The organism is Enterobacter cancerogenus, assembly GCF_019047785.1.
GTDB lineage: Bacteria > Pseudomonadota > Gammaproteobacteria > Enterobacterales > Enterobacteriaceae > Enterobacter > Enterobacter cancerogenus.
In genome coordinates this window covers 2,459,561-2,482,347 of record NZ_CP077290.1, presented here as the reverse complement: position 1 = coordinate 2,482,347, position 22,787 = coordinate 2,459,561, and the positions used below count along the sequence as shown (strand labels likewise).

20 protein-coding genes, 1 tRNA gene and 1 other RNA gene are annotated in these 22,787 nt (G+C 55.7%); 12 read left to right on the top strand and 10 right to left on the bottom strand.

Annotated features, from left to right (window positions below; translation table 11 throughout):
* Position 1 precedes the first annotated feature (1 nt).
* Positions 2-997, bottom strand: coding sequence for an acyltransferase (locus I6L58_RS11680; RefSeq protein ID WP_006177782.1), 996 nt, complete (start codon positions 995-997; stop codon positions 2-4).
* A 184-nt stretch (positions 998-1,181) separates the two neighbouring features.
* Here I6L58_RS11680 and I6L58_RS11675 point away from each other — a divergent pair, with 184 nt between their 5' ends.
* The 4 genes from I6L58_RS11675 (at position 1,182) to I6L58_RS11660 (ending at position 6,486) form a co-directional block, all read left to right on the top strand.
* Entirely contained in the window at positions 1,182-1,487 is a 306-nt protein-coding gene (locus I6L58_RS11675) for a YsaB family lipoprotein (protein ID WP_006177783.1), read from the top strand.
* A 160-nt stretch (positions 1,488-1,647) separates the two neighbouring features.
* Positions 1,648-2,559, top strand: coding sequence for a glycine--tRNA ligase subunit alpha (gene glyQ, locus I6L58_RS11670; RefSeq protein WP_006177784.1), 912 nt, complete (start codon positions 1,648-1,650; stop codon positions 2,557-2,559).
* A gap of 9 nt (positions 2,560-2,568) precedes the next feature.
* Positions 2,569-4,638, top strand: coding sequence for a glycine--tRNA ligase subunit beta (gene glyS / locus I6L58_RS11665; protein WP_088209036.1), 2,070 nt, complete (start codon positions 2,569-2,571; stop codon positions 4,636-4,638).
* A gap of 228 nt (positions 4,639-4,866) precedes the next feature.
* Positions 4,867-6,486 (top strand): ABC-F family ATP-binding cassette domain-containing protein, encoded by a 1,620-nt coding sequence (locus I6L58_RS11660; RefSeq protein WP_088209037.1) that lies wholly within the window; start codon positions 4,867-4,869, stop codon positions 6,484-6,486.
* 39 nt (positions 6,487-6,525) lie between these two features.
* On the opposite strand, the gene I6L58_RS11655 is transcribed toward I6L58_RS11660, so the two are convergent.
* Positions 6,526-6,813 carry an HTH-type transcriptional regulator gene (locus tag I6L58_RS11655; RefSeq protein WP_006177790.1) on the bottom strand — a complete coding sequence of 96 codons (288 nt, stop codon included), beginning with the start codon at positions 6,811-6,813 and terminating at the stop codon, positions 6,526-6,528.
* A gap of 332 nt (positions 6,814-7,145) precedes the next feature.
* Here I6L58_RS11655 and I6L58_RS11650 point away from each other — a divergent pair, with 332 nt between their 5' ends.
* Positions 7,146-7,856, top strand: coding sequence for a DUF3053 domain-containing protein (locus tag I6L58_RS11650; RefSeq protein ID WP_006177791.1), 711 nt, complete (start codon positions 7,146-7,148; stop codon positions 7,854-7,856).
* A gap of 243 nt (positions 7,857-8,099) precedes the next feature.
* Positions 8,100-8,312 carry a transcription antiterminator/RNA stability regulator CspE gene (gene cspE / locus I6L58_RS11645; protein ID WP_006177792.1) on the top strand — a complete coding sequence of 71 codons (213 nt, stop codon included), beginning with the start codon at positions 8,100-8,102 and terminating at the stop codon, positions 8,310-8,312.
* A gap of 58 nt (positions 8,313-8,370) precedes the next feature.
* Here cspE and ghrB read toward each other — a convergent pair whose 3' ends face one another.
* The 6 genes from ghrB to I6L58_RS11615 form a co-directional block, all read right to left on the bottom strand.
* Positions 8,371-9,345, bottom strand: a complete 975-nt coding sequence (gene ghrB / locus I6L58_RS11640; protein WP_088209038.1) for a glyoxylate/hydroxypyruvate reductase GhrB — start codon at positions 9,343-9,345, stop codon at positions 8,371-8,373.
* A gap of 26 nt (positions 9,346-9,371) precedes the next feature.
* Positions 9,372-10,652, bottom strand: coding sequence for an MFS transporter (locus I6L58_RS11635; protein ID WP_006177794.1), 1,281 nt, complete (start codon positions 10,650-10,652; stop codon positions 9,372-9,374).
* 116 nt (positions 10,653-10,768) lie between these two features.
* Positions 10,769-11,707 carry a sugar kinase gene (locus tag I6L58_RS11630; protein WP_088209039.1) on the bottom strand — a complete coding sequence of 313 codons (939 nt, stop codon included), beginning with the start codon at positions 11,705-11,707 and terminating at the stop codon, positions 10,769-10,771.
* Between the two features lie 3 nt (positions 11,708-11,710).
* Positions 11,711-12,460 carry a sugar phosphate isomerase/epimerase family protein gene (locus tag I6L58_RS11625; RefSeq protein ID WP_058610524.1) on the bottom strand — a complete coding sequence of 250 codons (750 nt, stop codon included), beginning with the start codon at positions 12,458-12,460 and terminating at the stop codon, positions 11,711-11,713.
* A gap of 102 nt (positions 12,461-12,562) precedes the next feature.
* The gene (locus tag I6L58_RS11620; protein WP_088209040.1) at positions 12,563-13,579 is read right to left on the bottom strand and encodes a LacI family DNA-binding transcriptional regulator; all 1,017 of its coding nucleotides are present in this window, start codon (positions 13,577-13,579) and stop codon (positions 12,563-12,565) included.
* A gap of 179 nt (positions 13,580-13,758) precedes the next feature.
* Positions 13,759-14,421: an OmpA family lipoprotein gene (locus I6L58_RS11615; protein ID WP_006177799.1), complete on the bottom strand. Its 663-nt coding sequence runs from the start codon at positions 14,419-14,421 to the stop codon at positions 13,759-13,761.
* A gap of 212 nt (positions 14,422-14,633) precedes the next feature.
* On the opposite strand from I6L58_RS11615, the gene I6L58_RS11610 reads away from it, so the two are divergent.
* The gene (locus tag I6L58_RS11610) at positions 14,634-16,913 is read left to right on the top strand and encodes a molybdopterin guanine dinucleotide-containing S/N-oxide reductase (RefSeq protein ID WP_254082163.1); all 2,280 of its coding nucleotides are present in this window, start codon (positions 14,634-14,636) and stop codon (positions 16,911-16,913) included.
* Here the strand turns inward: I6L58_RS11610 and I6L58_RS11605 are convergent.
* Positions 16,876-17,322 (bottom strand): N-acetyltransferase, encoded by a 447-nt coding sequence (locus tag I6L58_RS11605; RefSeq protein ID WP_088209042.1) that lies wholly within the window; start codon positions 17,320-17,322, stop codon positions 16,876-16,878. The two genes, I6L58_RS11610 and I6L58_RS11605, sit on opposite strands and share 38 nt — an antisense overlap.
* Positions 17,300-17,881 carry a DNA-3-methyladenine glycosylase I gene (gene tag, locus I6L58_RS11600; protein WP_058610527.1) on the bottom strand — a complete coding sequence of 194 codons (582 nt, stop codon included), beginning with the start codon at positions 17,879-17,881 and terminating at the stop codon, positions 17,300-17,302. The genes I6L58_RS11605 and tag overlap by 23 nt, the downstream gene beginning before the upstream one ends.
* A gap of 161 nt (positions 17,882-18,042) precedes the next feature.
* On the opposite strand from tag, the gene I6L58_RS11595 reads away from it, so the two are divergent.
* The 5 genes from I6L58_RS11595 (at position 18,043) to I6L58_RS11575 (ending at position 22,457) form a co-directional block, all read left to right on the top strand.
* A complete protein-coding gene (locus I6L58_RS11595) occupies positions 18,043-18,747 on the top strand; it encodes an autotransporter domain-containing protein (protein WP_088209043.1) in 705 nt (234 codons plus the stop codon).
* Positions 18,748-18,985: 238 nt separating this feature from the next.
* The gene (locus I6L58_RS11590) at positions 18,986-20,188 is read left to right on the top strand and encodes an L-lactate MFS transporter (RefSeq protein WP_088209045.1); all 1,203 of its coding nucleotides are present in this window, start codon (positions 18,986-18,988) and stop codon (positions 20,186-20,188) included.
* A gap of 241 nt (positions 20,189-20,429) precedes the next feature.
* A complete protein-coding gene (eptB, locus tag I6L58_RS11585) occupies positions 20,430-22,124 on the top strand; it encodes a kdo(2)-lipid A phosphoethanolamine 7''-transferase (RefSeq protein ID WP_088209046.1) in 1,695 nt (564 codons plus the stop codon).
* A gap of 91 nt (positions 22,125-22,215) precedes the next feature.
* A tRNA-Pro gene (locus tag I6L58_RS11580) sits at positions 22,216-22,292 on the top strand.
* Between the two features lie 32 nt (positions 22,293-22,324).
* Positions 22,325-22,457, top strand: a non-coding RNA gene (locus I6L58_RS11575) — RtT sRNA.
* Positions 22,458-22,787: the final 330 nt, after the last annotated feature.

Sequence of the window (22,787 nt, the reverse complement as noted above, 5' to 3'; positions counted from 1 at the left end):
GTTAGCTCACAAACCTGCGCGTATCGATTTTCTGCAACAGCATGGACAGCAGCAGGCTCGCTGCCAGCGTGGCGGAAAAAATCCAGATAATGTCCAGCAGTGGCCAGCTTTTCAGCTCAACGCCGCGCGTACGAAGCGCGTGGATCACCAGCGCGTGAAAACCGTAAATCCCCAGCGAGTGGCGTGAGATAAAGCCCAGCACCGGAAGCGGGCGGCTGTTCAGGGTATTTTTCACAAGCGTGAGCAGGGAAACCGCACAGATAAACACCATCGGCCCACAGTACAGGTACCAGGTATCGGCAAAGTTGCCGCGCCACTGCAGTTCGTGCAGCGTGCCTCGTGAAATTATCCCCACGCTGAGGATAAACGCCGCCCCGCAAAGCAGGTTTAGCCCCCGTTTGCCGGTATCCATCATGCCGATGGCGCGCCCCAGCATGCCGTACAGCACGTAGTAAAACGTGTCGCCGTTGATATAAAGATCGACGGGCAGCCACTCAAAACCAGCGACTTTCTGCGAGACGGTATTCGGGTTTGCCACGATGCCAATCACAACCATTAAAGCCAGCAGCATTTTGCCGCCAATATGTTTTACCTGGATCAGCGGAGAGACCAGATAGATAACGATAATGGCGAAGAAAAACCACAGATGATAGAACACCGGTTTTTGCAGCAGATTTTTCAGCGACAGCCCGGCGTTGATTGACGTAAACAGCGTGATGTAGAGCAGCGCGACGGCGCTGTAAAACAGCAGACACGAAGCGATGCGGATAAAGTGTCTTGGCTGTGCGCTACGCTCGCCAAAAAAGAGAAAGCCGGAGATCATAAAGAATAACGGCACGCTGACGCGGGAGGCGGAGTTAAGAATATTCGCGATATCCCAGTTAACCTGACTGATACTGTGCGCGTTGGTGACATACCAGGTGGTCGTGTGGATCATCACCACCATCAGGCACGCTATGCCCCGCAGGTTATCAATCCAGTTAATTTTTGACTGCATCAGGCCCTCTGTTGTCCGGATAAAGAAAGTGTGACCATCATTGTCTTAATGCTTTCCCTTGGAAAAATCTGAGTTTTATTCATTAAACTTGTCGTCGAGACGAGAGGTTCGCAGAATGTTGACACATAATCTATAAAAGCGTTGATACTAAAAATAACAGCCCCAGACGAGGCCGGTAATAAAAATGATGATGAAGCGTGTAGTGTCTCTCTTTCTGCTGTTGATGCTCGCAGGATGCAGTACGTCGCAGGAAGCCCCGGTGCAAAAAGCACAGCAGGGGAAAATTAGCCCGGAACGCACGCTGGGCATGGAGCAACTCTGTAAAGATCGGGCGGCCCATCGCTATAACGCTGAGGCGCAAAATATTGCCGTCACCGGCTTTGAGCATTTTCAGGGGAGCTATGAGATGCGGGGGCATACCGCGCGTAAAGAGGGCTTTGTCTGTTCATTTGACGCGGACGGCCAGTTTTTACACCTCTCGATGCGCTAGAGTGCGCGTATAATCAACAATCAGGCCGTTCATGGATTTTAGCGTGGCGGCTTATTTCCCAATTTTCCCTAAACAACCCCGTTTCGTACTGTATATCTTGCAGCCAGCGGGTATACTGATCCCTTCCTTTTGAAACCACACGTATCCAGCACGAAATACTATGCAAAAGTTTGATACCAAGACCTTCCAGGGCCTGATCCTGACCTTACAGGATTACTGGGCTCGTCAGGGCTGCACCATTGTTCAACCTTTGGACATGGAAGTCGGCGCCGGCACTTCACACCCAATGACCAGCTTACGCGCATTGGGGCCAGAGCCAATGGCTACTGCCTATGTTCAGCCTTCCCGTCGTCCGACCGATGGCCGTTACGGCGAAAACCCGAACCGTCTGCAGCACTACTATCAGTTCCAGGTGGTGATTAAGCCATCCCCGGAAAACATTCAGGAACTGTACCTTGGGTCGCTGAAAGAGCTGGGCATGGATCCGACCATTCACGATATTCGTTTCGTGGAAGATAACTGGGAAAACCCAACGCTGGGTGCCTGGGGTCTGGGCTGGGAAGTGTGGCTGAACGGTATGGAAGTGACGCAGTTCACTTACTTCCAGCAGGTGGGTGGTCTGGAATGTAAACCGATCACCGGTGAAATCACCTACGGTCTGGAACGTCTGGCGATGTACATTCAGGGCGTAGACAGCGTTTACGACCTGGTCTGGAGCGACGGCCCGCTGGGGAAAACAACCTACGGCGACGTGTTCCATCAGAACGAAGTGGAGCAGTCCACTTACAACTTCGAATACGCGGACGTGGACTTCCTGTTCACCTGCTTCGAGCAATACGAGAAAGAGGCGCAGCAGTTGCTGGCGCTGGAGACTCCGCTGCCGCTGCCCGCCTACGAGCGTATTCTGAAGGCCGCCCACAGCTTCAACCTGCTGGACGCCCGCAAAGCCATCTCCGTGACTGAACGTCAGCGCTATATCCTGCGTATTCGCACCCTGACCAAAGCCGTTGCAGAAGCTTACTACGCGTCCCGTGAAGCCCTTGGCTTCCCGATGTGCAACCGAAACAAATAAGAGGCGGCCATGTCTGAGAAAACTTTCCTGGTGGAAATCGGAACCGAAGAGCTGCCACCAAAAGCCCTGCGCAGCCTGGCTGAATCTTTCGCTGCGAACGTAACGGCCGAGCTGGATAACGCTGGCCTGGCACACGGTAAAATTGAGTGGTTTGCTGCACCGCGTCGTCTGGCGCTGAAAGTGGCAAATCTGGCGGCGTCACAGCCGGATCGTGAAGTGGAAAAACGTGGCCCGGCGATTGCTCAGGCGTTCGACGCGGAAGGCAAACCGAGCAAAGCGGCTGAAGGCTGGGCGCGCGGCTGCGGTATCACCGTTGATCAGGCCGAGCGTCTGACCACTGACAAAGGCGAGTGGCTGCTGTATCGCGCTCATGTTAAAGGCGAAAGCGCAGAAGCGCTGCTGCCAAACATGATTGCAACCTCGCTGGCTAAGCTGCCTATTCCAAAACTGATGCGCTGGGGCGCGTCCGACGTGCACTTCGTGCGTCCGGTTCACACCGTGACCCTGCTGCTCGGCGATACCGTTATTCCTGCTACCATTCTCGGCGTCGCGTCCGATCGCGTGATCCGTGGCCACCGCTTTATGGGCGAGCCGGAATTCACTATCGACAATGCCGACCAGTACCCGCAGATCCTGCTGGAGCGCGGTAAGGTCATTGCCGACTACGAGCAGCGTAAAGCCAAAATCAAAGCGGATGCCGAAGAAGCGGCACGCCAGATTGGCGGCAACGCAGACCTGAGCGAAAGCCTGCTGGAAGAGGTGACCTCTCTGGTCGAATGGCCGGTTGTGCTGACCGCGAAGTTCGAAGAGAAATTCCTCGCCGTTCCGGCTGAAGCGCTGGTGTACACCATGAAGGGTGACCAGAAGTACTTCCCGGTTTACGCCAACGACGGCAAACTGCTGCCAAACTTCATTTTCGTGGCGAACATCGAATCGAAAGATCCGTCCCAGATTATCTCCGGTAACGAGAAAGTGGTGCGTCCGCGTCTGGCAGATGCTGAGTTCTTCTTCAATACCGACCGTAAAAAGCGTCTGGAAGACAACCTGCCGCGCCTGCAGACCGTGCTGTTCCAGCAGCAGCTGGGTACGCTGCGTGACAAGACCGACCGTATTGCGGAGCTGTCCGGTTGGATCGCCCGTGAAATCGGTGCAGACGTCAATCACGCTACCCGCGCGGGCCTGCTGTCCAAGTGCGACCTGATGACCAACATGGTGTTCGAATTCACCGACACCCAGGGCGTGATGGGCATGCACTACGCGCGCCATGACGGTGAAGCGGAAGACGTGGCTGTCGCCCTGAACGAGCAGTACCAGCCGCGCTTTGCGGGTGACGATCTGCCGTCCAATCCGGTGGCTTGCGCCGTCGCGATCGCCGATAAAATGGATACCCTGGCGGGCATCTTCGGTATCGGTCAGCATCCGAAAGGCGATAAAGACCCGTTTGCGCTGCGTCGTGCCGCACTTGGCGTGCTGCGTATCATCGTTGAGAAGAACCTGAACCTGGATCTGCAGACCCTGACCGAAGAAGCGGTGCGCCTGTACGGTGACAAGCTGACAAACGCGAAGGTTGTGGATGACGTTATCGACTTCATGCTGGGGCGTTTCCGCGCCTGGTATCAGGATGAAGGCTACACCGTTGACACCATTCAGGCGGTGCTGGCGCGTCGTCCAACCCGTCCGGCAGATTTCGATGCGCGCATGAAGGCGGTTTCTCACTTCCGTACGCTGGACGCGGCGGCTGCGCTGGCTGCGGCCAACAAGCGTGTCTCTAACATCCTGGCGAAATCCGACGAGACGCTGAACGAGCGTGTTAACGCCGCTACGCTGAAAGAGCCGGAAGAGATCGCTCTGGCGATGCAGGTTGTGGTTCTGCGTGACAAACTGGAACCGTTCTTCGCCGAAGGTCGCTACCAGGAAGCGCTGGTCGAGCTGTCTGAACTGCGTGAAGCGATTGATGCTTTCTTCGAGAAAGTGATGGTGAACGTAGAAGATCAGGAACTGCGTATTAACCGCCTGACCATGCTCGAAAAACTGCGCGAACTCTTCCTGCGCGTAGCGGATATTTCGCTGCTGCAGTAATGCGCCTTTTGTTACAAATGCTAAAAACCCGCTTCGGCGGGTTTTTTATTACGTACCGCTGAAAATTTAACCTTGAAATGGTCAACAAATTACCGTTATCCTTACTCCTGCTAACGTCTTTCCGCTGGAGCGCCCCCCAAAAATGAACAAACACGACTGATGAATTTCGAGCCTTGCTAAACGCTACCGCGTGAGCAGGGGATGTTTTGATTTCATTCAGGAGTGCTTATGGCTCATTTTGCGCAGTCCCCTTCTTTTATTTTGCATCAGGTCACCTGTCAGTTTGCGACGGGCGATATCCTTTTTGGTCCGCTGAATTTGTCACTGGAACCCTCTCTGTGCGCGCTGGTTGGGCGCAACGGCAGCGGTAAAACGCGCCTGCTGCGTCTGCTGGCGGGGCTGGATCTCCCGGCTGGCGGCCACATTGAGCGCTTCGGAACAAGCGCGTATGTGGCGCAACAGCACGTTATTTCTCCGCAGCTTACGCTGGCTGAACTGCTCGGCTATGAGACGATTTTCGCGGCGCGAAAGCGTGTCGACAGCGGCGATGCTGAGCCCGAGGATCTGGATATTCTTGACGGGTACTGGGATCTGGCGGAACGGCTGAGCGACGCGTTTATCGCCGCTAAACTTCCGCCTTTTGATCCCGAAAAGCGGGCTGATGAGCTGAGCGGTGGGGAGCGCATTCGCGCCCTGCTGTGCGGCGCGTTTATCGCCGGCGCAGATTATCTGCTGCTGGATGAGCCCACGAACCACCTCGACAGAGAAGGCCGGGCGTGGTTCTACGACCAGCTTGCCCGCTATCCGGGGGGCGTGCTGGTGGCGTCTCACGATCGTGAGTTACTGGCCCGGGTGCCGCGCATACTTGAGCTGAGCGCGTCCGGCTTGCGCAGTTTCGGCGGGAACTATGCCACCTGGCAAACCCAGCGCGAGGCAGAACAACAGGCCGCCCGCGCGGCGCTGGAACATGCGGCGACCGAGCGCAAGCGTACCCGTGCCCGCATACAAAAAGAACATGATGACAGCCAGCGGCGTTCGGCTAAAACGCTGCGCACGGTGGATACGCTGAATATTGCCTCGTTTGAGCGCGTGAAATACAAAGGGGCGGCGAAAGAGCGTGTGGGATCCTGGAAAAAACAGCATAGCGATCAAAATGACGCGCTGAATGCTGCGGTTAACAAGGCGCGCGAGCGGGTTGAAGAAGAAAATCCCGTGATGTTTACCCTGCCGGAAAGCCATATTGCGCAGGGGAAACAGGTTCTGGTGATGGACAATCTGGTTCTGCCCTATGTCGAACTGCCGCCAACAGACTGGCGGATGGATGGTCCGATGCGCGTGGCGCTGCGTGGGCCGAACGGCTGCGGAAAATCGACGCTGTTGAAGGTCATTCTGGGGCAGGTCGCGCCGCTGTCAGGCACCTGCCGTCTGTCGGTATCATGCGCGTATCTGGATCAGCATCTTACGCAGCTGGATCTCTCCCGGTCGGTGATGACGCATCTGAACCTGCATAATACGCCGCTTGAAGAGGGCACGCTTCGGACCCGGCTGGCCCAGCTTCAGCTGGGTGCGGACAAAGTTACGCTTCCGCTGGCCGAACTGAGCGGAGGCGAGCGACTAAAAGCGGCGCTCGCCTGCGTTTTATGGCGAGAAGAGGCGGCCCAGTTGCTGCTGTTAGATGAACCCACCAACCATCTAGATTTGGCGTCGGTGCAGGCGATTGAAGCGGCGCTGGCCGATTTTCCCGGTGCGCTGCTGGTGGTGTCCCACGATGAGGCTTTTCTCAAAGGATTAAAACTGACGCATGAACTGGTGTGGCAGGAATCGGGATGGCGGTGCGAAAGCCTCTAAAACACAAACCCCCGCAAGGGCGGGGGCGGGTTATCTTTATTACGCTATTTGCTTACTAAGGGCAGGGTTGGCTTGAATCAGGCGCATCAGCTTTAATTCAGCCGGCGTGGGTTTTTCACGTTTTGATTCCCATTCCAGCACCATCGATACGCTGACACCCATCGCTCTTGCGAATTCATCCGTTTTAAGTCCTGACGCTTTACGTAACCGCTCAAATTCAGTAAAGGGATTGGACTTTTGTTTCAGGGTAATCGTCTGCGGTACATCTTTAAAAATAATCTGTTCCAGGCTGCTCAGCAGCTCAAACTCAGGATCTTTATATTCCATTGAGAACTCCTCATAAATCTCACAGCGGGATCATGAACATCAGAGAGCCTGTTAAGAATAGTCCTTATTGCAAATCGTGGATCGTCACGGCTGTGATTATTTGTACAGTAAGGGTAGGTTGATTCGTTTCAGCGAAGTGGATAGTTATGCTAATCCACTGATTACACATCCTTAGGCTGCTATAGGTATTTTTTTGTAAATACTCAGCACGAAAACGGTAATAGCCGTTTTGCATGAAAAGGGTATCTTGCAGGGCTGACCTGGACTATTCTTGTAAGCCGTCAGGCACGCGTGTGCCGGTGTGCGCTTTTTTGGGTGAAAGGAGTATTAAAATGGCGACAGGAAAGTCCTGCTCTCGCTGGTTTGCGCCTATTGCGGCGTTGTTGATGGTTGTTAGCCTGAGTGGGTGTTTCGATAAAGAAGGCGATCAGCGCAAAGCGTTTATCGATTTTCTGCAGAATACGGTGATGCGCAGCGGCGAGCGTTTACCAACGCTGACTGCGGATCAGAAAAAACAGTTTGGTCCTTTTGTTTCTGATTACGCCATTCTTTATGGTTATTCACAGCAGGTGAGCCAGGCGATGGATTCCGGTCTTCGTCCGGTGCTGGATAGCGTTAACGCGATCCGTGTGCCGCAGGATTATGTGACCCAGCGTGAACCGCTGCGCCAGTCCAACGGTGCGCTCGGCGTGCTCAGCCAGCAGTTGCAGAATGCCAAAATGCAGGCCGATGCTTCGCGTTCTGCGCTGAAGCAGGGCGAGGATCTCAAGCCGGTCTTTGATAAAGCGTATGAGAAAGTGGTCATCAAACCTTCCGACGCTTTGCAACCGCTGATCCCGGCCGCGCAGATCTTTACGCAGCAGCTGGTGCAGGTAGGGGACTTTATTAACGAACAGGGTACGCAGGTGAGCTTCGTCTCTAACGGTATCCAGTTCCCGACCTCACAGCAGGCAAGCCAGTACAATACGCTGATCGGGCCGCTGGCGTCGCAGCACCAGGCCTTTAGTCAGGCGTGGACGGCAGCCGTCGCGGCAACCGAGTAAACAAAAAAACCCCGCATCAGGCGGGGTTTTTTATAGATAATAAAAATAATGCTTGTCATTCACCTACCACATCGGTATAACTATCCCCGTCGGTTTGTTACACAGACCTAAAGCAGTTTAGTTAAGCAGTCCAGATTGTTATCCATAGATACCCTTCGTAGTGACCCTTCCTTCATCGCTTAAAAATCTGTAACGCAACCATCGCGCCGGAAGGCACAACAAATTTTTAATAAGGTAATTTCTATGTCTGGTAAAATGACTGGTCTGGTAAAATGGTTCAACGCTGATAAAGGTTTCGGCTTCATCACTCCTGACGATGGCTCTAAAGACGTGTTCGTACACTTCTCTGCTATCCAGAACGAAGGCTACAAATCTCTGGACGAAGGTCAGAAAGTGTCCTTCACCATCGAAAGCGGCGCTAAAGGCCCAGCAGCTGGTAACGTTGTAAGCCTGTAAGCTTCCAACTCAGCAGCAAAGAATTCTAAAACCCGCCTTCTGGCGGGTTTTTTCGTTTCTACTGTTGCACCTGCGGGTTAACGCAGTTCTGTTTAACCTTACCGCCTAGCGCGGCAATCAGGTTATCTACTGCGGTGGCCGCCATGTTGTAGCGTGTCTCGTGCGTTGCTGAGCCAATGTGGGGCAGGGCCACAACGTTGGGCAATGTCAGCAGCGGTGAATCGACCGGCAGCGGCTCCTGCTCAAACACATCCAGACCGGCTGCATGGATCTCACCATTTTGCAGCGCCTCAATCAGCGCCTTTTCATCCACAACCGGACCACGCCCCGCGTTGATGAAAATGGCCGACGTCTTCATCTTCTCAAACGCCGATTTGCCAATCAGATGATGGGTTTCGTCCGTCAGGGGCAGGATCAGGCAGACGTAATCCGCTTCCTGAAGCAGTGTATCCAGCTCGCAGTAGCGCGCGTTGAAGCGTTCCTCGGCTTCGACGTGATGACGGCGGGCGTTGTAGAGGATCGGCATGTTGAAGCCGAAATGCGCGCGCTGCGCCAGCGCCAGTCCGATGCGGCCCATGCCGACGATCCCCAGCGTTTTGCCATGAACGTCCACGCCAAACCAGTCCGGGCCAATGCTCTTCGTCCACTCGCCCGCTTTGACGCGTTCAGCAACCTCCACGACGCGGCGGCCAGTGCTGAGCACCAGCGCCATCAGCGTGTCGGCCACGGTTTCAGTCAGGGCATGTGGCGTGTGCATCAGCAGGATCTTGCGGGCGTTAAGGGCATCCACGTCAAAGTTGTCATACCCCACGGAAACCGTAGAGGTGGCACGAAGCTTCGGCATTTTTTCCAGCAGTGCGGCATCCACTTTTTCGCTGGAGCCCAGCAGCCCTTCGGCATGGGCGAACGCATCGGCGTGTTGCGTCACGGTCTGCGGGCTAAGGTCTTTCACCTGGGTCACGGTGAAATGTTCTTCCAGGCGGTGGTGTAGATCGTCAGGCAAGGCTTTATACAAAATGACGGACGGCTTCATGCTAATCTCCGTAGATGTGAAAGGGTTTAGGCGTGGCGTGCGCCGACGGGTAGCTGTTGATTATTAGCAGGCTTAACAATCAGAGTTAGCCACACTGAGACGAAAAGCGCTACCCCCATAAATATGTACGATGCTGACGGGCTGCCGGTTGCGCCATTAAGATAACCAACGAACCACGAACCAAAGAACGACCCCAGCGCGCCCATGCTGTTAATTAAGGCCATTGCGCCGCCCGCCACGTTACGCGGCAGCATCTCCGGGATAATCGCGAAGAATGGACCATAAGGTGCGTACATGGCGGCACCCGCAATCACCAGCAGGGTGTAAGAGGCCCAGAAGTGATTAGCCCCGACGGCCCAGGAACCGATAAACGCAAAGGCAGCAATCAGCAGCAGCGGCCAGACGAACAGTTTACGGTTTTGCAGCTTGTCCGAGGCCCATGAGGCGATAATCATCGCGATGGTCGCCGCCAGATAGGGCACCGACGACAGCCAGCCCACTTCGACCATGCCGAGATTTTCGCCGCCGCTGCGGATAATGGACGGCAGCCACAGCACAAAGCCATACACGCCAATGCTCCAGGTGAAATACTGTGCGCACAGCAGAATGACGTTGCGCGAGCGGAAGGCCTCGCCATAGTTGCGTACCGCCTTCAGGCCTTGCTGCTCTTTGTCCAGCTGCGCCTGAAGCGCGGCTTTTTCATCTTCCGAGAGCCATTTCGCCTGAGACGGTTTGTCTTTCACCAGCACCCACCAGCAGAATGCCCAGATAACCGCCGGGACGCCCTCGATGATAAACATTTCGCGCCAGCCGAAAGACTGGATCAGGTAGCCAGACACCACGGACATCCACAGTACCGTCACCGGGTTACCGAGGATCAGGAACGTGTTCGCCCTGGAGCGTTCAGATTTAGTAAACCAGTTGCTGATGTAAATCAGCATTGCGGGCATAACCGCGGCCTCCACCACGCCGAGGATAAAGCGAATGGCGGCCAGCGCAGGAATGTTGTTCACCACGCCGGTCAGTGACGCACATCCCCCCCACAAAATCAGGCAGATGAAGATCAGTTTACGCACGCTGCGGCGTTCGGCGTAGATAGCGCCTGGGATCTGGAAGAAGAAGTAGCCGAGGAAGAAAAGCGCGCCCAGCAGCGAGGAGACGCCTTTGGTGATCCCGAGATCCTCGGTGATCCCTGCGGCGGATGCGAAGCTGAAGTTGGCACGATCGAGATACGCCAGGCTGTACGTGATGAACACGATAGGCATGATGTACCACCAGCGTTTTACTGCATTGGTCGAACTGTTCATAGGCTTGCCTCTGTTGTTGAGGTTGTTACCGCCGTTGTCTGTAGGGTACACGGTGGTTTAATTGTGTGGTGCGGTCTGTTGCCCTCACCCTGGCCCTCTCCCACAGGGAGAGGAAATTAAGATTCTAGCTGTACGCGCGTCGGTAACCCTTCGCTGTCGCCCTGGACCTGAATGGCCAGCGAGCCGATTTTGTTCCCCCGGGCGATAGCCTGCGGTAAGGCTTTACCTTCCAGCAGTGCGCTAATAACGCCCACGGCAAAACCATCGCCTGCGCCCACGGTGTCGACCACGTTCTCAACCTTGATCGCAGCGACGGCACCCTGCTCGCCGTCGGCGGTTTTGAACCATGCGCCATCCGCACCGGTTTTCATCACCACGGCTTTTACCCCCTGGTTCAGATAAAAGTCGGCAATCCCTTCCGGCGTGCTTTCGCCGGTGAGGATCATTCCCTCTTTGATGCCGGGGAGCACCCAGTCGGCCTGGAACGCCAGACGGTTCAGCTTCTCGACCATCTCCGCTTCACTTTTCCAGAGCACCGGACGCAGGTTCGGATCGAAAGAAATGGTTTTTCCCTGCGCTTTCATGGCAGTCGCAGCGTGATCCAGTAGCGCATATGAGCTTGCCGAAAGCGCAGCCGCCACGCCGCTCAGGTGCAGATGGCGCGCCGCAGAAAAGTAGGGCGCATGGTAGTCCTCGACGGAGAGATGGCTTGCCGCCGATCCTTTACGGAAATACTCCACGTTGGGATCGGTTCCATTTTCAACTTTCGATTTGAGCTGAAAGCCGGTGGCGAAACGCCCGTCGAGCGTCACGCCTGCGGCATCAATGCCCTCTTTTTTTAAGGTGTCGAGAATGAAATGACCAAAGCTGTCGTCGCCCACGCGGCTGACCCAGCCGACGTTCAGGCCCAGACGGGCAAGCCCGGTGGCGACGTTCAGCTCTGCTCCCGCCACGCGCTTCATAAAGTGTTCTACCGTGCTCAGCTCGCCCGTTTCGGTGGCGACAAACATCGCCATGGCCTCGCCGACAGTGATGACATCCAGCGTCTTGTGCATGGTTTACTCCTCGCGCAGCAGGTTAACGTAATGACGGGTGACGGCCATTAAATCCGCCCCTTCCAGTGGGAACTCAATGCCGCGCGGTGCATCGGCTGGAAGCTGGTTGAGCAGATCCAGCCAGCGCGCGTCGGCGTGGTCCGGGGGAACGGCGCGGAACTGCGCGTTATGCGCAACGGCGGCTTTAACGTGGATATAGCTCACCGCGGGAGCCAGATGGCGCGCGGCCTCCTCCGGTGAGTCACCGACCCAGAGCCAGTTGCCCATGTCGAACGTCAGCGTGACGGGCAGCGCCATCACCCGGCAGGCCGCCTTGAAGCGCTGCATCGGGGCGAGTTGACCGCAGTCGGTTTGGTCGTTTTCCACCACCAGCGCCATGCCGCTTGCATTCAGCAGGGCGCGCAGAGCCTCGAGAGGCTGCTTGTCGTTGAAATGACCCAGAGAGACTTTCAGCCAAAGCGCGTTTAAGGTGCTGGCTTCCGATAAATAACGCGGGAGGTCCGGGTTAAGCGTGCCGTCCGGCATAAACAGGGCGGCAGGGGCGGAGTAGCACGCCAGCAGGCCCAGCAGTTCGATCGTTTCGCTCAGCGCGGGCAGCGTCAGCAGCTCGTCATGGCTGAACAGTTCGCGGCGGATCTCCACGCCGTCGGCACCGGCTCCAGCAATCACGGGGAGCATCGCCCGTTGACCGCCTGCCTGCCGGACCTGGTCTGTGCCATAGGCGGCGGTGACCACCATTATTTTCCTGCTCATTGCCTGACTCCATCGCAACATTGATACTATTACGCTAGATGGAACCGGTTCCAAAGAAAAGTTCAGGATGTTGAATTTATGATCGGCATCACGGAGGGAGGGTTAACGGGCGGTAGAGCCGCGAACGATCAGTTCCCCGGAGAAGACCTGTTCACGCACGGCCTCGCTGGCCCCTTCAATGCGGCGAACAACCTGTTCCACGGCGGCGTAGCCTATCTGCCAGGTCGGCTGTTTGAGGGTGGTAATGCCCACGCCGGCCAGTTCCGCCCACTCCAGTTCATCAAACCCGAGCAGGCCAATATCGCTGCCCCAGTGCAGGCCGATGCGTTTCAGCGAGCGGGCAACCTGGAGCGTCAGCGCCCCGTTAGCGGAAATCACCGCTTTGCGCATCCCCCGGTGGCGGGTGTGAAACTGGCGCAGGGTGTTATCGAGCTGGCTGGCTTCGTGAAGCGCGACTTCCGCATTTTCAGCGATCGCGCCGGTATACCGCTCCAGCGTGCTGCGAAATGCCGCGAGTCGTTCACGGCGGGTGTTGACCATCCCCAGCGGCTCGCTGAGGAACAGGATCGCCTCGAAGCCTTGTTCAATCAGATGCTCGGTGGCGGTGGTGGCGGCCTGCGTGTTATCCAGCCCAACGACATCACAGGCGAACTCCGGGATTTTCCGGTCGATCAGCACCATCGGCAGGGAGGATTGCTGCAGGCGATTTAACCCCTCTTCACGCATTCCCACCGCGTTGACCACGATGCCTTCCACCTGGTAGCTGCGCAGCAGGTCAAGATAGTGCAGCTCCTGGTCCACTTCGTTATTGGTATTACACACCAGCGGCGTAAAGCCTTTTTCGCGGCAGGCTGCTTCGATACCGCTCAACACGTTAACGGAGTAGGGGTTGGTGATATCGGCGATGATCAGACCAATAAGGCGGGTGCGTCCACGCTTGAGGCCGCGCGCCATGATGCTGGGCCGGTAGTCGAGTTCGGCAATGGCCTGTTCAATACGTGCCAGCAGCGCGTCGGACAGCAAATGTTTCTCACCGTTGAGATAGCGTGAAATGCTGGTTTTACCGGTTCTGGCGGCTTTCGCCACGTCGCTGATGGTGGCCCGTGTTGATTTGCTCATCGCTGATTTCCCTGAAGTGCGTGAGAACACCTTAGCGGGAAAATCTGACGAATCAAGTCATTTGCCCGGTGGCGCTGCGCTTACGAGAGGTTGCGGTCTGATGCCCTCACCCCAACCCTCTCCCACGGGAGAGGGCGCAAACACTAAAAACGGCAACGGGGTTGCCGTTTTGCTTTTACCTACTGCACAGGACTTAACGTAATCTCTACGCGGCGGTTCTGCGCTTTGCCTTCCGCCGTGCTGTTGCTGGCGATCGGATTCGCTGGCCCCATGCCGCTGGTGCGGATACGGTTCGCGGCGACGCCCTGGGTGATCAGGGCGCTGGCCACGGAATCAGCACGCTGCTGGGACAGACGCATGTTCAGATCCTGGCTGCCGGTGCTGTCGGTGTAGCCAATCACGTTCACGGCGGTTTTGCTGTACTCTTTCAGCACCATCGCCACGCCGGTCAGGGTGTTTGCGCCAGCCGGTTTCAGCGTTGCGCTGCTGCTGTCGAAGGTGACGTTGTTTGGCATGTTCAGAATGATGTTATCGCCGCTGCGCGTCACGCTAACGCCGGTACCCTGCATTTTGTCGCGCAGTTTCGCTTCCTGCACGTCCATGTAATAACCGACGCCGCCGCCCAGCGCCGCCCCGGCTGCTGCGCCAATTAACGCCCCTTTACCGCGATCTTTCTTAGAGGAGGAGAGCGCGCCAACGCCCGCCCCGACCAGCGAGCCAATGCCCGCGCCGATGCCGGATTTACCCGCTTCGCGCTCACCGCTATAAGGGTTTGTTGTGCAGCCTGAAACCGCCAGGGCGCCGCTCACCAGAGCAGCAATGACGAGTACACGTTTCTTCATCTTATTTCCTTAATCCTTTTTATTCTTTGCCACTACGCGCGTGGCAGTTGATTATGACGTCCGGATCTGGAGAAAATTCCGGGTATAACTCTGAAATTTGTGACAAACCATAAACAGCCTCAGTAAGAAGGCCGTCAACCTGCACGCAACCAGTAGCGCACGCTTTGAGCACCTCGATAAAAACCATTCTGACCGCTGCCCACTGGGGGCCGATGCTGGTCGAAACGGACGGCGAAAATGTGCTGTCATCCCGCGGGGCATTGCCTACGCAACACCCTAACTCCCTGCAGACCGCCGTTCGCGATCAGGTGCACAGCAACGCCCGCGTGCGCTGGCCGATGGTGCGTAAAGGGTTTCTGGCGTCGCCGGATAAGCCGCAGGGCATTCGCGGCCAGGACGAGTTTGTCCGAGTAAGCTGGGACGATGCGCTGGCCCTAATCCACACGCAGCATAAGCGCATCCGCGAGAGTTACGGACCCTCGTCGATTTTTGCGGGATCGTACGGCTGGCGTTCTAACGGCGTGCTGCATAAAGCCGCGACGCTGCTGCAACGCTATATGAGCCTGGCGGGCGGCTATACCGGACATCTGGGCGATTACTCGACCGGCGCGGCGCAGGCGATCATGCCTTACGTGGTGGGGGGTAACGAGGTCTATCAGCAGCAGACCAGCTGGCCGCTGGTGCTGGAGCACACTGAGGTGGTTGTGCTGTGGAGCGCCAACCCGCTCAACACGCTTAAAATTGCGTGGAATGCCTCCGACGAGCAGGGCATGTCCTACTTCGACGCGCTGCGTAAAAGCGGCAAGCGCATCATCTGTATTGACCCCATGCGTTCAGAAACCATGGATTTTCTCGGCGACAGCGCCGAATGGCTGGCCCCGCACATGGGCACCGACGTGGCGATGATGCTGGGGATTGCCCATACGCTGGTCGAAAAAGGCTGGCAGGATGAAACATTCCTCAACCGCTGTACCACCGGTTTTGATCGCTTCGCGGAATACCTGATGGGGAAATCCGACGGCATCGCCAAAACGGCGGAGTGGGCGGCGGACATTTGCGGTATTGATGCCGATAAACTGCGTGAACTGGCCGCGTTATTCCACAACCACACCACCATGCTGATGTCCGGCTGGGGGATGCAGCGTCAGCAGTATGGTGAGCAGAAGCACTGGATGCTGGTGACGCTCGCGGCCATGCTGGGGCAGATTGGCACGCCCGGCGGGGGTTTTGGTCTTTCTTATCACTTTGCCAACGGCGGTAACCCAACGCGTAAAGCGGCGGTACTGGCGTCGATGCAAGGCTCGGTGCAGGGCGGCGTGGATGCGGTCGATAAAATTCCGGTGGCGCGCATCGTTGAAGCGCTGGAAAACCCAGGAGGTTTCTATCAGCACAACGGTATGGATCGCCACTTCCCGGATATTAAGTTTGTCTGGTGGGCGGGCGGGGCAAACTTTACCCACCATCAGGACACCAACCGCCTGATCCGCGCCTGGCAAAAGCCGGAGCTGGTGGTGATCTCCGAGTGCTTCTGGACCGCGGCAGCTAAACACGCCGACATCGTTCTGCCTGCGACCACCTCGTTTGAGCGTAACGATCTCACCATGACCGGGGATTACAGCAACCAGCATATGGTGCCGATGAAGCGCGTCGTCCCCCCGCGTGATGAAGCGCGTGACGATTTTGAGGTGTTTGCGGCGCTGAGCGAGCGTTGGGAAGCGGGTGGCCGCGAGCGCTTCACCGAAGGTAAAACGGACCTTGAGTGGCTGGAAACCTTCTACCAGATCGCCGGAGAGCGCGGCGCAGCCCAGGGCGTGACGCTGCCGCCTTTTGCCACCTTCTGGGAAGCGAATGAAATTTTTGAGATGCCGGAGAGCGAACAGAACGCCCGGTTTATCCGCTTCGCGGAGTTTCGCCGGGATCCGGAACGGTACCCTCTGAAAACCGAGAGCGGGAAAATTGTTATTCACAGCCAGCGCATTGCCAGCTTTGGGTATGCCGATTGCCCGCCGCATCCGATGTGGCTGGAGCCGGACGAGTGGCACGGCAACGCGCAGCCAGAACAGTTGCAGGTGCTTTCTGCCCATCCGGCGCACCGTCTGCACAGCCAGCTGAACTACAGCTCACTGCGCGAACAGTATGCGGTTGCCGGGCGAGAACCCGTCACGCTGAATAATGCTGATGCAAAAGCGCGGGGAATAGCCGACGGCGACGTGGTACGCGTCTGGAACGCACGCGGGCAGGTGCTGGCAGGCGCAGTGGTGAGCGAGGGCATCCGCCCTGGCGTTATCTGTATTCATCAGGGAGCATGGCCTGACCTGGAGCCGAGCGAAGGCGGGATCTGTAAAAACGGTGCCGTTAACGTCTTAACCAAAGATCTCCCCAGCTCGAAGCTGGGGAACGGCTGTGCGGGAAACACGGCGCTGGCCTGGGTTGAAAAGTATCAGGGGCCGGCGCTTACGTTAACGGCGTTTGATCCGCCTGCCAGCACATGATCCACGTCGGGTGGTGGGTATCATCCTGCCAGGCGCTGTCTTCAATACGAAAGCCCTGTGCGTGATAGAAATTCACCGCCCGCTCGTTCTTCTGATACACCTCCAGGCTTAAATAGGGGTAGCGCTGCTGTACATGGTTCAGCAGCGCGCGCCCAATCCCTTTGCCAATAAAGGCTGGCGCGACAAACAGCGCGCCGACAAACTGCGAGTGCATCACGCTGATAAACCCGCAGAGTTGCCCCTCATCTTCCCATACCCACGTTTGCGCTGCCGGGAGATAGACGTCCCGCACCATCGCTTCGTTCTCTTTCCAGTACTCTGCGTCGATAAAGGGATGCGCGACGGTGGTGCTTTTAAGCCACAGACTCAGGAGCGGAGCGGTATTTTCACTTTGCCATTGGCGGATCATCATGGCCCCCCGGATGGCAGAAGCATTCCGTAATATGGTCGTTCACCAGCCCGCAGGCCTGCATAAAGGAGTAGCAGATGGTGGTGCCGGTGAATTTGAAGCCGCGTTTTTTCAGCGCCTTTGAGAGGGCGTCCGAGGCGGGCGTAGAGGTTGGGATCTCCGCAAGCGTTGCGGCCCGGGTCACGATGGGGGTGTTATTCACAAACGACCAGACAAACGCCGAGAACGGTTCGCCGTTTTGCTCCATGGCAAGCCAGGCACGGGCGTTACCAATAATGGCCTGAATCTTCCCGCGATGGCGGATAATGCCGGCATCCTGCAGCAGCCGTTCGACATCCTCGTCGGTCATGGCGGCGACGGCGACAGGGTCAAACTGATGGAAGGCATTGCGGTAGTTTTCCCTTTTTTTCAGCACGGTGATCCACGACAGGCCCGCCTGTTGCCCCTCCAGACAGATCATCTCAAAGAGTTTTTTGCCATCGGTTTCCGGTACGCCCCATTCCTTGTCGTGATAGTCGATATAAAGCTGATCCTGGCTTACCCAGCCGCAACGTTGCATAGGTTATCTCCCTTATAGCTTCAGAAAGTGCAAAATTTTCAATCTGTCAGGCTTGACGTGTCTGCTAAAAAGACAATAGTTAATACAAGGCTATCTGCCTGCAAACTCTTCCCAAATAATGACAAATATCGCCGAATTCGGCTCTCTCTGGAGTCGCTTTGATGATGATAAATACGATCAGTGGTCGCCATGCTGTTTTTGGCCTGGTGGGTATCTCAGCGTGCGTGCTTTATTCGCATAGCGCGTTTGCCTGGCAACAGGAATATATCGTTTCAGACGCACACAATAATACGGCAGAACGTTATACATGGGACGCCGATCACCAACCGCGTTATGAAGATATTCTCGCAGAACGCATTAATACGTCGCAGAATTCGGCGGGCTTTACCCTGAATACCGCCTCTGGCTTACCCTCCGAAGCGCCGGAAGGGGTGAGCATCGGGTGGAATTTCCCCCTGCAGGGGCAGATGACGACAGGGCCGGTTGCGGAATGGCGCTACGATGGCTCGGCACCTTCGATGGCGAATGAGTTTGGCGATACGCTAACAACCCAGTCGCTGACCGACCCGCTATGGCATGCCAGCATCAGTTCGCTTGGCTGGCGTCTGAACACAAAGGTGGGCGATCTTCGCCCCTGGGCGCAAATCAGCTACAACCAGCAGTTCGGAGAAAACCAGTGGAAATCGCAGTATGGGATGCCCCAGACCCCCGCACCTGCGCAGAGCGGCAGCTGGATGGATGTGACCGTCGGAACGGATATCCCATTCAATACCCATATGGCAGCCTATGCGTCTTTAGCCCAGGGCGAGGGGAACATCGCGGGTGAGGAGACGCTCTATACGCTCGGCGTGAGCGCTAAATTTTAACAATGCGTTTTTTTTTAACGTTGGCTTTACATTGCAAACATAATATTCACGCGGTTTTCAGCGATAGTAGACACTAACATTATTACGCTTCGTTCGCTGGCAAGGCCGTTCATTCCCGATTAATGGCATTTCATTCCCGTCTTCCTGCATTTCATGCCGTTTTCCCCCAGGTAAATCACGGTTTTGTTTATCGTTGTCCATAGCGAATTCCCTTACTTTCTCTTGCAGGACAACTGCCATGAACACATCGACATATAACCGCACCCGTTGGTTAACGCTATTTGGCACTATCGTTACCCAGTTTGCGCTGGGATCGGTCTACACCTGGAGCCTGTTTAACAGCGCACTCTCCGATAAGCTTGGCGCATCGGTAAGCCAGGTGGCGTTCTCCTTCGGCTTGTTGAGCCTCGGGCTGGCGATCTCCTCCTCGGTTGCCGGTAAGCTTCAGGAGCGCTTTGGCGTGAAGCGCGTGACCATGGCGTCCGGTATTCTGCTGGGCCTGGGCTTTTTCCTGACGGCACATTCCAATAACCTGATGATGCTCTGGCTGAGCGCCGGCGTGCTGGTCGGGCTGGCGGACGGTGCGGGCTATCTGCTTACCCTGTCGAACTGCGTTAAATGGTTCCCGGAGCGTAAAGGCCTTATCTCCGCCTTTGCCATCGGCTCTTATGGCCTGGGCAGCCTCGGTTTTAAATTTATCGACGCCCATCTTCTGGCCTCTGTGGGCCTCGAAAAAACCTTCATGATTTGGGGCGCTATCGTCCTGGTGATGATCCTGTTCGGCGCAACGCTGATGAAAGATGCTCCTCAGCAGGAGGTCAAAAGCGTTAACGGCGTGGTGGAGAATGACTTCACGCTGGCGCAGTCCATGCGTAAACCGCAGTACTGGATGCTGGCCGTCATGTTCCTGACCGCCTGCATGAGCGGCCTGTATGTGATTGGCGTGGCGAAAGATATCGCGCAGGGCATGGTCAAACTGGACGTGGCGACGGCAGCTAACGCGGTGACCGTGATTTCCATCGCTAACCTCTCTGGCCGTCTGGTGCTGGGTATTCTGTCGGACAAAATCGCCCGTATCCGCGTCATCACGCTGGGGCAGGTGGTGTCGCTGGTGGGCATGGCGGCGCTGCTGTTTGCTCCGCTGAATGAAGTGACCTTCTTTGCGGCGATTGCCTGCGTGGCCTTTAACTTTGGCGGCACTATTACCGTGTTCCCGTCACTGGTGAGCGAATTCTTTGGTCTGAACAACCTGGCGAAGAACTACGGTGTGATTTACCTGGGCTTCGGTATCGGCAGTATTTGCGGGTCGCTGATTGCCTCTCTGTTTGGCGGTTTCTACGTGACCTTCTGCGTCATATTCGCGTTGCTGATTATTTCCCTGGCACTGTCGACTACAATCCGCCAGCCGCAGCGTGAGGTGTATAACGAAGCACATGCCTGATGCAGCAAAAAGAGGCCGTCACGGCCTCTTTTTTTGCGCGGCAGAATGCGCTTCCAGACTTGTTTTTTTGTAAAAATTTACACGAATCACATTCTCTGCTGCCACTTTTCTCTTCCGCTGTGGTCTACTTACCGCGCTTGTAGACGTTTCTGATAACGCTTTCCTACGCACATACTTACTCTGTCTGCTTTCTCCATGAGATTCAGCGGGTCTTTATACCCCTTCCCCCAGGGTTGTTTGCATGAAATACATTAGGTCTCTTACCCAGCAAAGATTATGTCTGATGCTGGCTGTCTATATCGGATTATTTCTGAATGGCGCGGTACTGTTCAGACGAGTGGAAGGTTATTTCGAACACCTCACCGTAAGAAATGGAATTTTTGCTGCTATTGAAGTGTTCGGCTCTATCCTCGCCACATTCTTCCTGTTACGCCTGCTCTCTCTTTTTGGCCGACGCACCTGGCAAATTCTGGCCTCGTTGGTGGTGATCATTTCTGCCGCCGCCAGTTATTACATGACCTTTATGAATGTGGTCATTGGTTACGGCATTGTGGCGTCGGTAATGACCACCGATATCGATCTCTCGAAAGAGGTGGTCGGAAAAGGCTTTATCGTCTGGACGATTTTAACCTGCCTGGTCCCGCTCTTCTTTATCTGGAGTAACACCTGTCGTTATACGCTGTTACGTCAGCTGCGCACGCGTGGGCAGCGGGTCCGTAATGTCGTCGTCGTGTTGCTGGCCGGCCTGCTGGTGTGGGCGCCTATTCGCCTGATGGAAAAACAGCAAAAGAGGATCGAAAAAGCGACGGGCGTGGATATGCCAAGCTACGGCGGCGTGGTGGCCAACTCCTATTTGCCATCAAACTGGCTGTCGGCTTTGGGCCTGTATGCCTGGGCACAGGCGGATGAATCCAGCGATGTGAAATCGCTGATTAACCCAACGAAAAAATTCACCTATCAGGCACCGGCTGACGGGCTTGATGATACCTACGTCGTCTTTGTCATCGGCGAAACGACGCGCTGGGATCATATGGGTATTCTTGGTTACGATCGTGATACCACGCCAAAACTGGCGCAGGAGAAGAACCTGGTGGCTTACCGGGGTTATTCCTGTGATACCGCGACCAAACTCTCACTGCGCTGTATGTTTGTTCGCGAAGGCGGAGCCAGTGATAACCCGCAGCGCACCCTGAAAGAGCAGAACGTGTTTGCTGTGCTCAAGCAGCTTGGGTTCAGTTCAGACCTGTTCGCCATGCAAAGTGAGATGTGGTTCTACTCGAATACCATGGCGGATAATATCGCCTACCGCGAGCAGATTGGTGCCGAGCCGCGTAACCGTGGCAAAAATGTGGATGACATGCTGTTGCTTGCAGAGATGTCACAGTCTCTGAAGAACCATCCGCAAGGTAAGCACCTGGTTATTCTGCATACCAAAGGGTCGCATTACAGTTATTACCAGCGTTACACGCGCGATTTTGCCAAATGGCAGCCTGAGTGCGTGGGCATTAATAAAGACTGCAGCAAGCAGGAACTGATTAACGCCTATGATAACTCGGTGCTGTATGTCGATACTTTCCTGAGCCGGGTGATTGACGAGCTGCGCGATAAGAAAGCGATTGTTATTTACGCCGCCGATCACGGCGAGTCTATCAATGAAAAAGAGCACTTGCACGGTACGCCACGCAAGCTGGCACCGCCTGAGCAGTTCCGCGTGCCGATGATTATGTGGATGTCCGATAAGTATCTGGAAAACCCGGAGAAGGCGAAGATGTTTGCGCACCTCAAGAAAGAGGCAGAGATGAAAGTCCCACGCCGACACGTTGAGCTGTACGACACCATTATGGGCTGCCTGGGGTATACCTCACCGAACGGTGGGATTAACGAAAATAACAACTGGTGTAAAGTTCCCGATAACGCTGCAAAAGCCGCGCAGTAGCGGGGCTGGCGAGATTATCGCCAGTTGAATGGCTTTTTTAAATTAAGGGATTGACGGGGGCGCACCTCAGCAGTAAGATGCGCTCCGCATTCGGCGAGTAGCGCAGCTTGGTAGCGCAACTGGTTTGGGACCAGTGGGTCGGAGGTTCGAATCCTCTCTCGCCGACCACATTCGAAACCCTGCTCTTTTGAGCAGGGTTTTTTGCCTCTGAAGTTAAGAGGATGAGAATCTCCGGGGAAGGAGGTTCGACCCGAGCGAAGCGAGGGAACGTTGCTTTAGCAACGGCCCGAAGGGCGAGCCACGCAGTGGCGAGTCATCCTCTCTCGCCGACCACATTTAAAAAAGGGCTAACCGCAAGGTTAGCCCTTTTTGCATTAGAGATTTAACACGCTCGATTGGCCAAAATCCCCGGTAGCCCTGCATCTTCCTGCCTGATAACTATTTTGTGACATAATCCATTGTATTTTTTTATATATGGATTGATCTTTTTTTGCGTTGCTTATGGATAACCTCAGCATTTTTCGCTGTGCGTTTTAACGTTCGCGGAATTTAGTGCTCAGATATTCACCATTCCGCAAGAAAATTTACCCGATCTGAATAAAAGTTAATCACTGGATGTTGCAGAATATGAAGATATTTGTGCTGCAACATGGCGAGTAGCAT

Excerpts from the sequence above, each read along its gene's own strand:
- I6L58_RS11680 (WP_006177782.1), bottom strand. The coding sequence starts at position 997 with ATGCAGTCAAAAATTAACTGGATTGATAACCTGCGGGGCATAGCGTGC.
- I6L58_RS11675 (WP_006177783.1), top strand. The coding sequence starts at position 1,182 with ATGATGATGAAGCGTGTAGTGTCTCTCTTTCTGCTGTTGATGCTCGCA.
- glyQ (WP_006177784.1), top strand. The coding sequence starts at position 1,648 with ATGCAAAAGTTTGATACCAAGACCTTCCAGGGCCTGATCCTGACCTTA.
- glyS (WP_088209036.1), top strand. The coding sequence starts at position 2,569 with ATGTCTGAGAAAACTTTCCTGGTGGAAATCGGAACCGAAGAGCTGCCA.
- I6L58_RS11660 (WP_088209037.1), top strand. The coding sequence starts at position 4,867 with ATGGCTCATTTTGCGCAGTCCCCTTCTTTTATTTTGCATCAGGTCACC.
- I6L58_RS11655 (WP_006177790.1), bottom strand. The coding sequence starts at position 6,813 with ATGGAATATAAAGATCCTGAGTTTGAGCTGCTGAGCAGCCTGGAACAG.
- I6L58_RS11650 (WP_006177791.1), top strand. The coding sequence starts at position 7,146 with ATGGCGACAGGAAAGTCCTGCTCTCGCTGGTTTGCGCCTATTGCGGCG.
- cspE (WP_006177792.1), top strand. The coding sequence starts at position 8,100 with ATGTCTGGTAAAATGACTGGTCTGGTAAAATGGTTCAACGCTGATAAA.
- ghrB (WP_088209038.1), bottom strand. The coding sequence starts at position 9,345 with ATGAAGCCGTCCGTCATTTTGTATAAAGCCTTGCCTGACGATCTACAC.
- I6L58_RS11635 (WP_006177794.1), bottom strand. The coding sequence starts at position 10,652 with ATGAACAGTTCGACCAATGCAGTAAAACGCTGGTGGTACATCATGCCT.
- I6L58_RS11630 (WP_088209039.1), bottom strand. The coding sequence starts at position 11,707 with ATGCACAAGACGCTGGATGTCATCACTGTCGGCGAGGCCATGGCGATG.
- I6L58_RS11625 (WP_058610524.1), bottom strand. The coding sequence starts at position 12,460 with ATGAGCAGGAAAATAATGGTGGTCACCGCCGCCTATGGCACAGACCAG.
- I6L58_RS11620 (WP_088209040.1), bottom strand. The coding sequence starts at position 13,579 with ATGAGCAAATCAACACGGGCCACCATCAGCGACGTGGCGAAAGCCGCC.
- I6L58_RS11615 (WP_006177799.1), bottom strand. The coding sequence starts at position 14,421 with ATGAAGAAACGTGTACTCGTCATTGCTGCTCTGGTGAGCGGCGCCCTG.
- I6L58_RS11610 (WP_254082163.1), top strand. The coding sequence starts at position 14,634 with ATGCTGGTCGAAACGGACGGCGAAAATGTGCTGTCATCCCGCGGGGCA.
- I6L58_RS11605 (WP_088209042.1), bottom strand. The coding sequence starts at position 17,322 with ATGATCCGCCAATGGCAAAGTGAAAATACCGCTCCGCTCCTGAGTCTG.
- tag (WP_058610527.1), bottom strand. The coding sequence starts at position 17,881 with ATGCAACGTTGCGGCTGGGTAAGCCAGGATCAGCTTTATATCGACTAT.
- I6L58_RS11595 (WP_088209043.1), top strand. The coding sequence starts at position 18,043 with ATGATGATAAATACGATCAGTGGTCGCCATGCTGTTTTTGGCCTGGTG.
- I6L58_RS11590 (WP_088209045.1), top strand. The coding sequence starts at position 18,986 with ATGAACACATCGACATATAACCGCACCCGTTGGTTAACGCTATTTGGC.
- eptB (WP_088209046.1), top strand. The coding sequence starts at position 20,430 with ATGAAATACATTAGGTCTCTTACCCAGCAAAGATTATGTCTGATGCTG.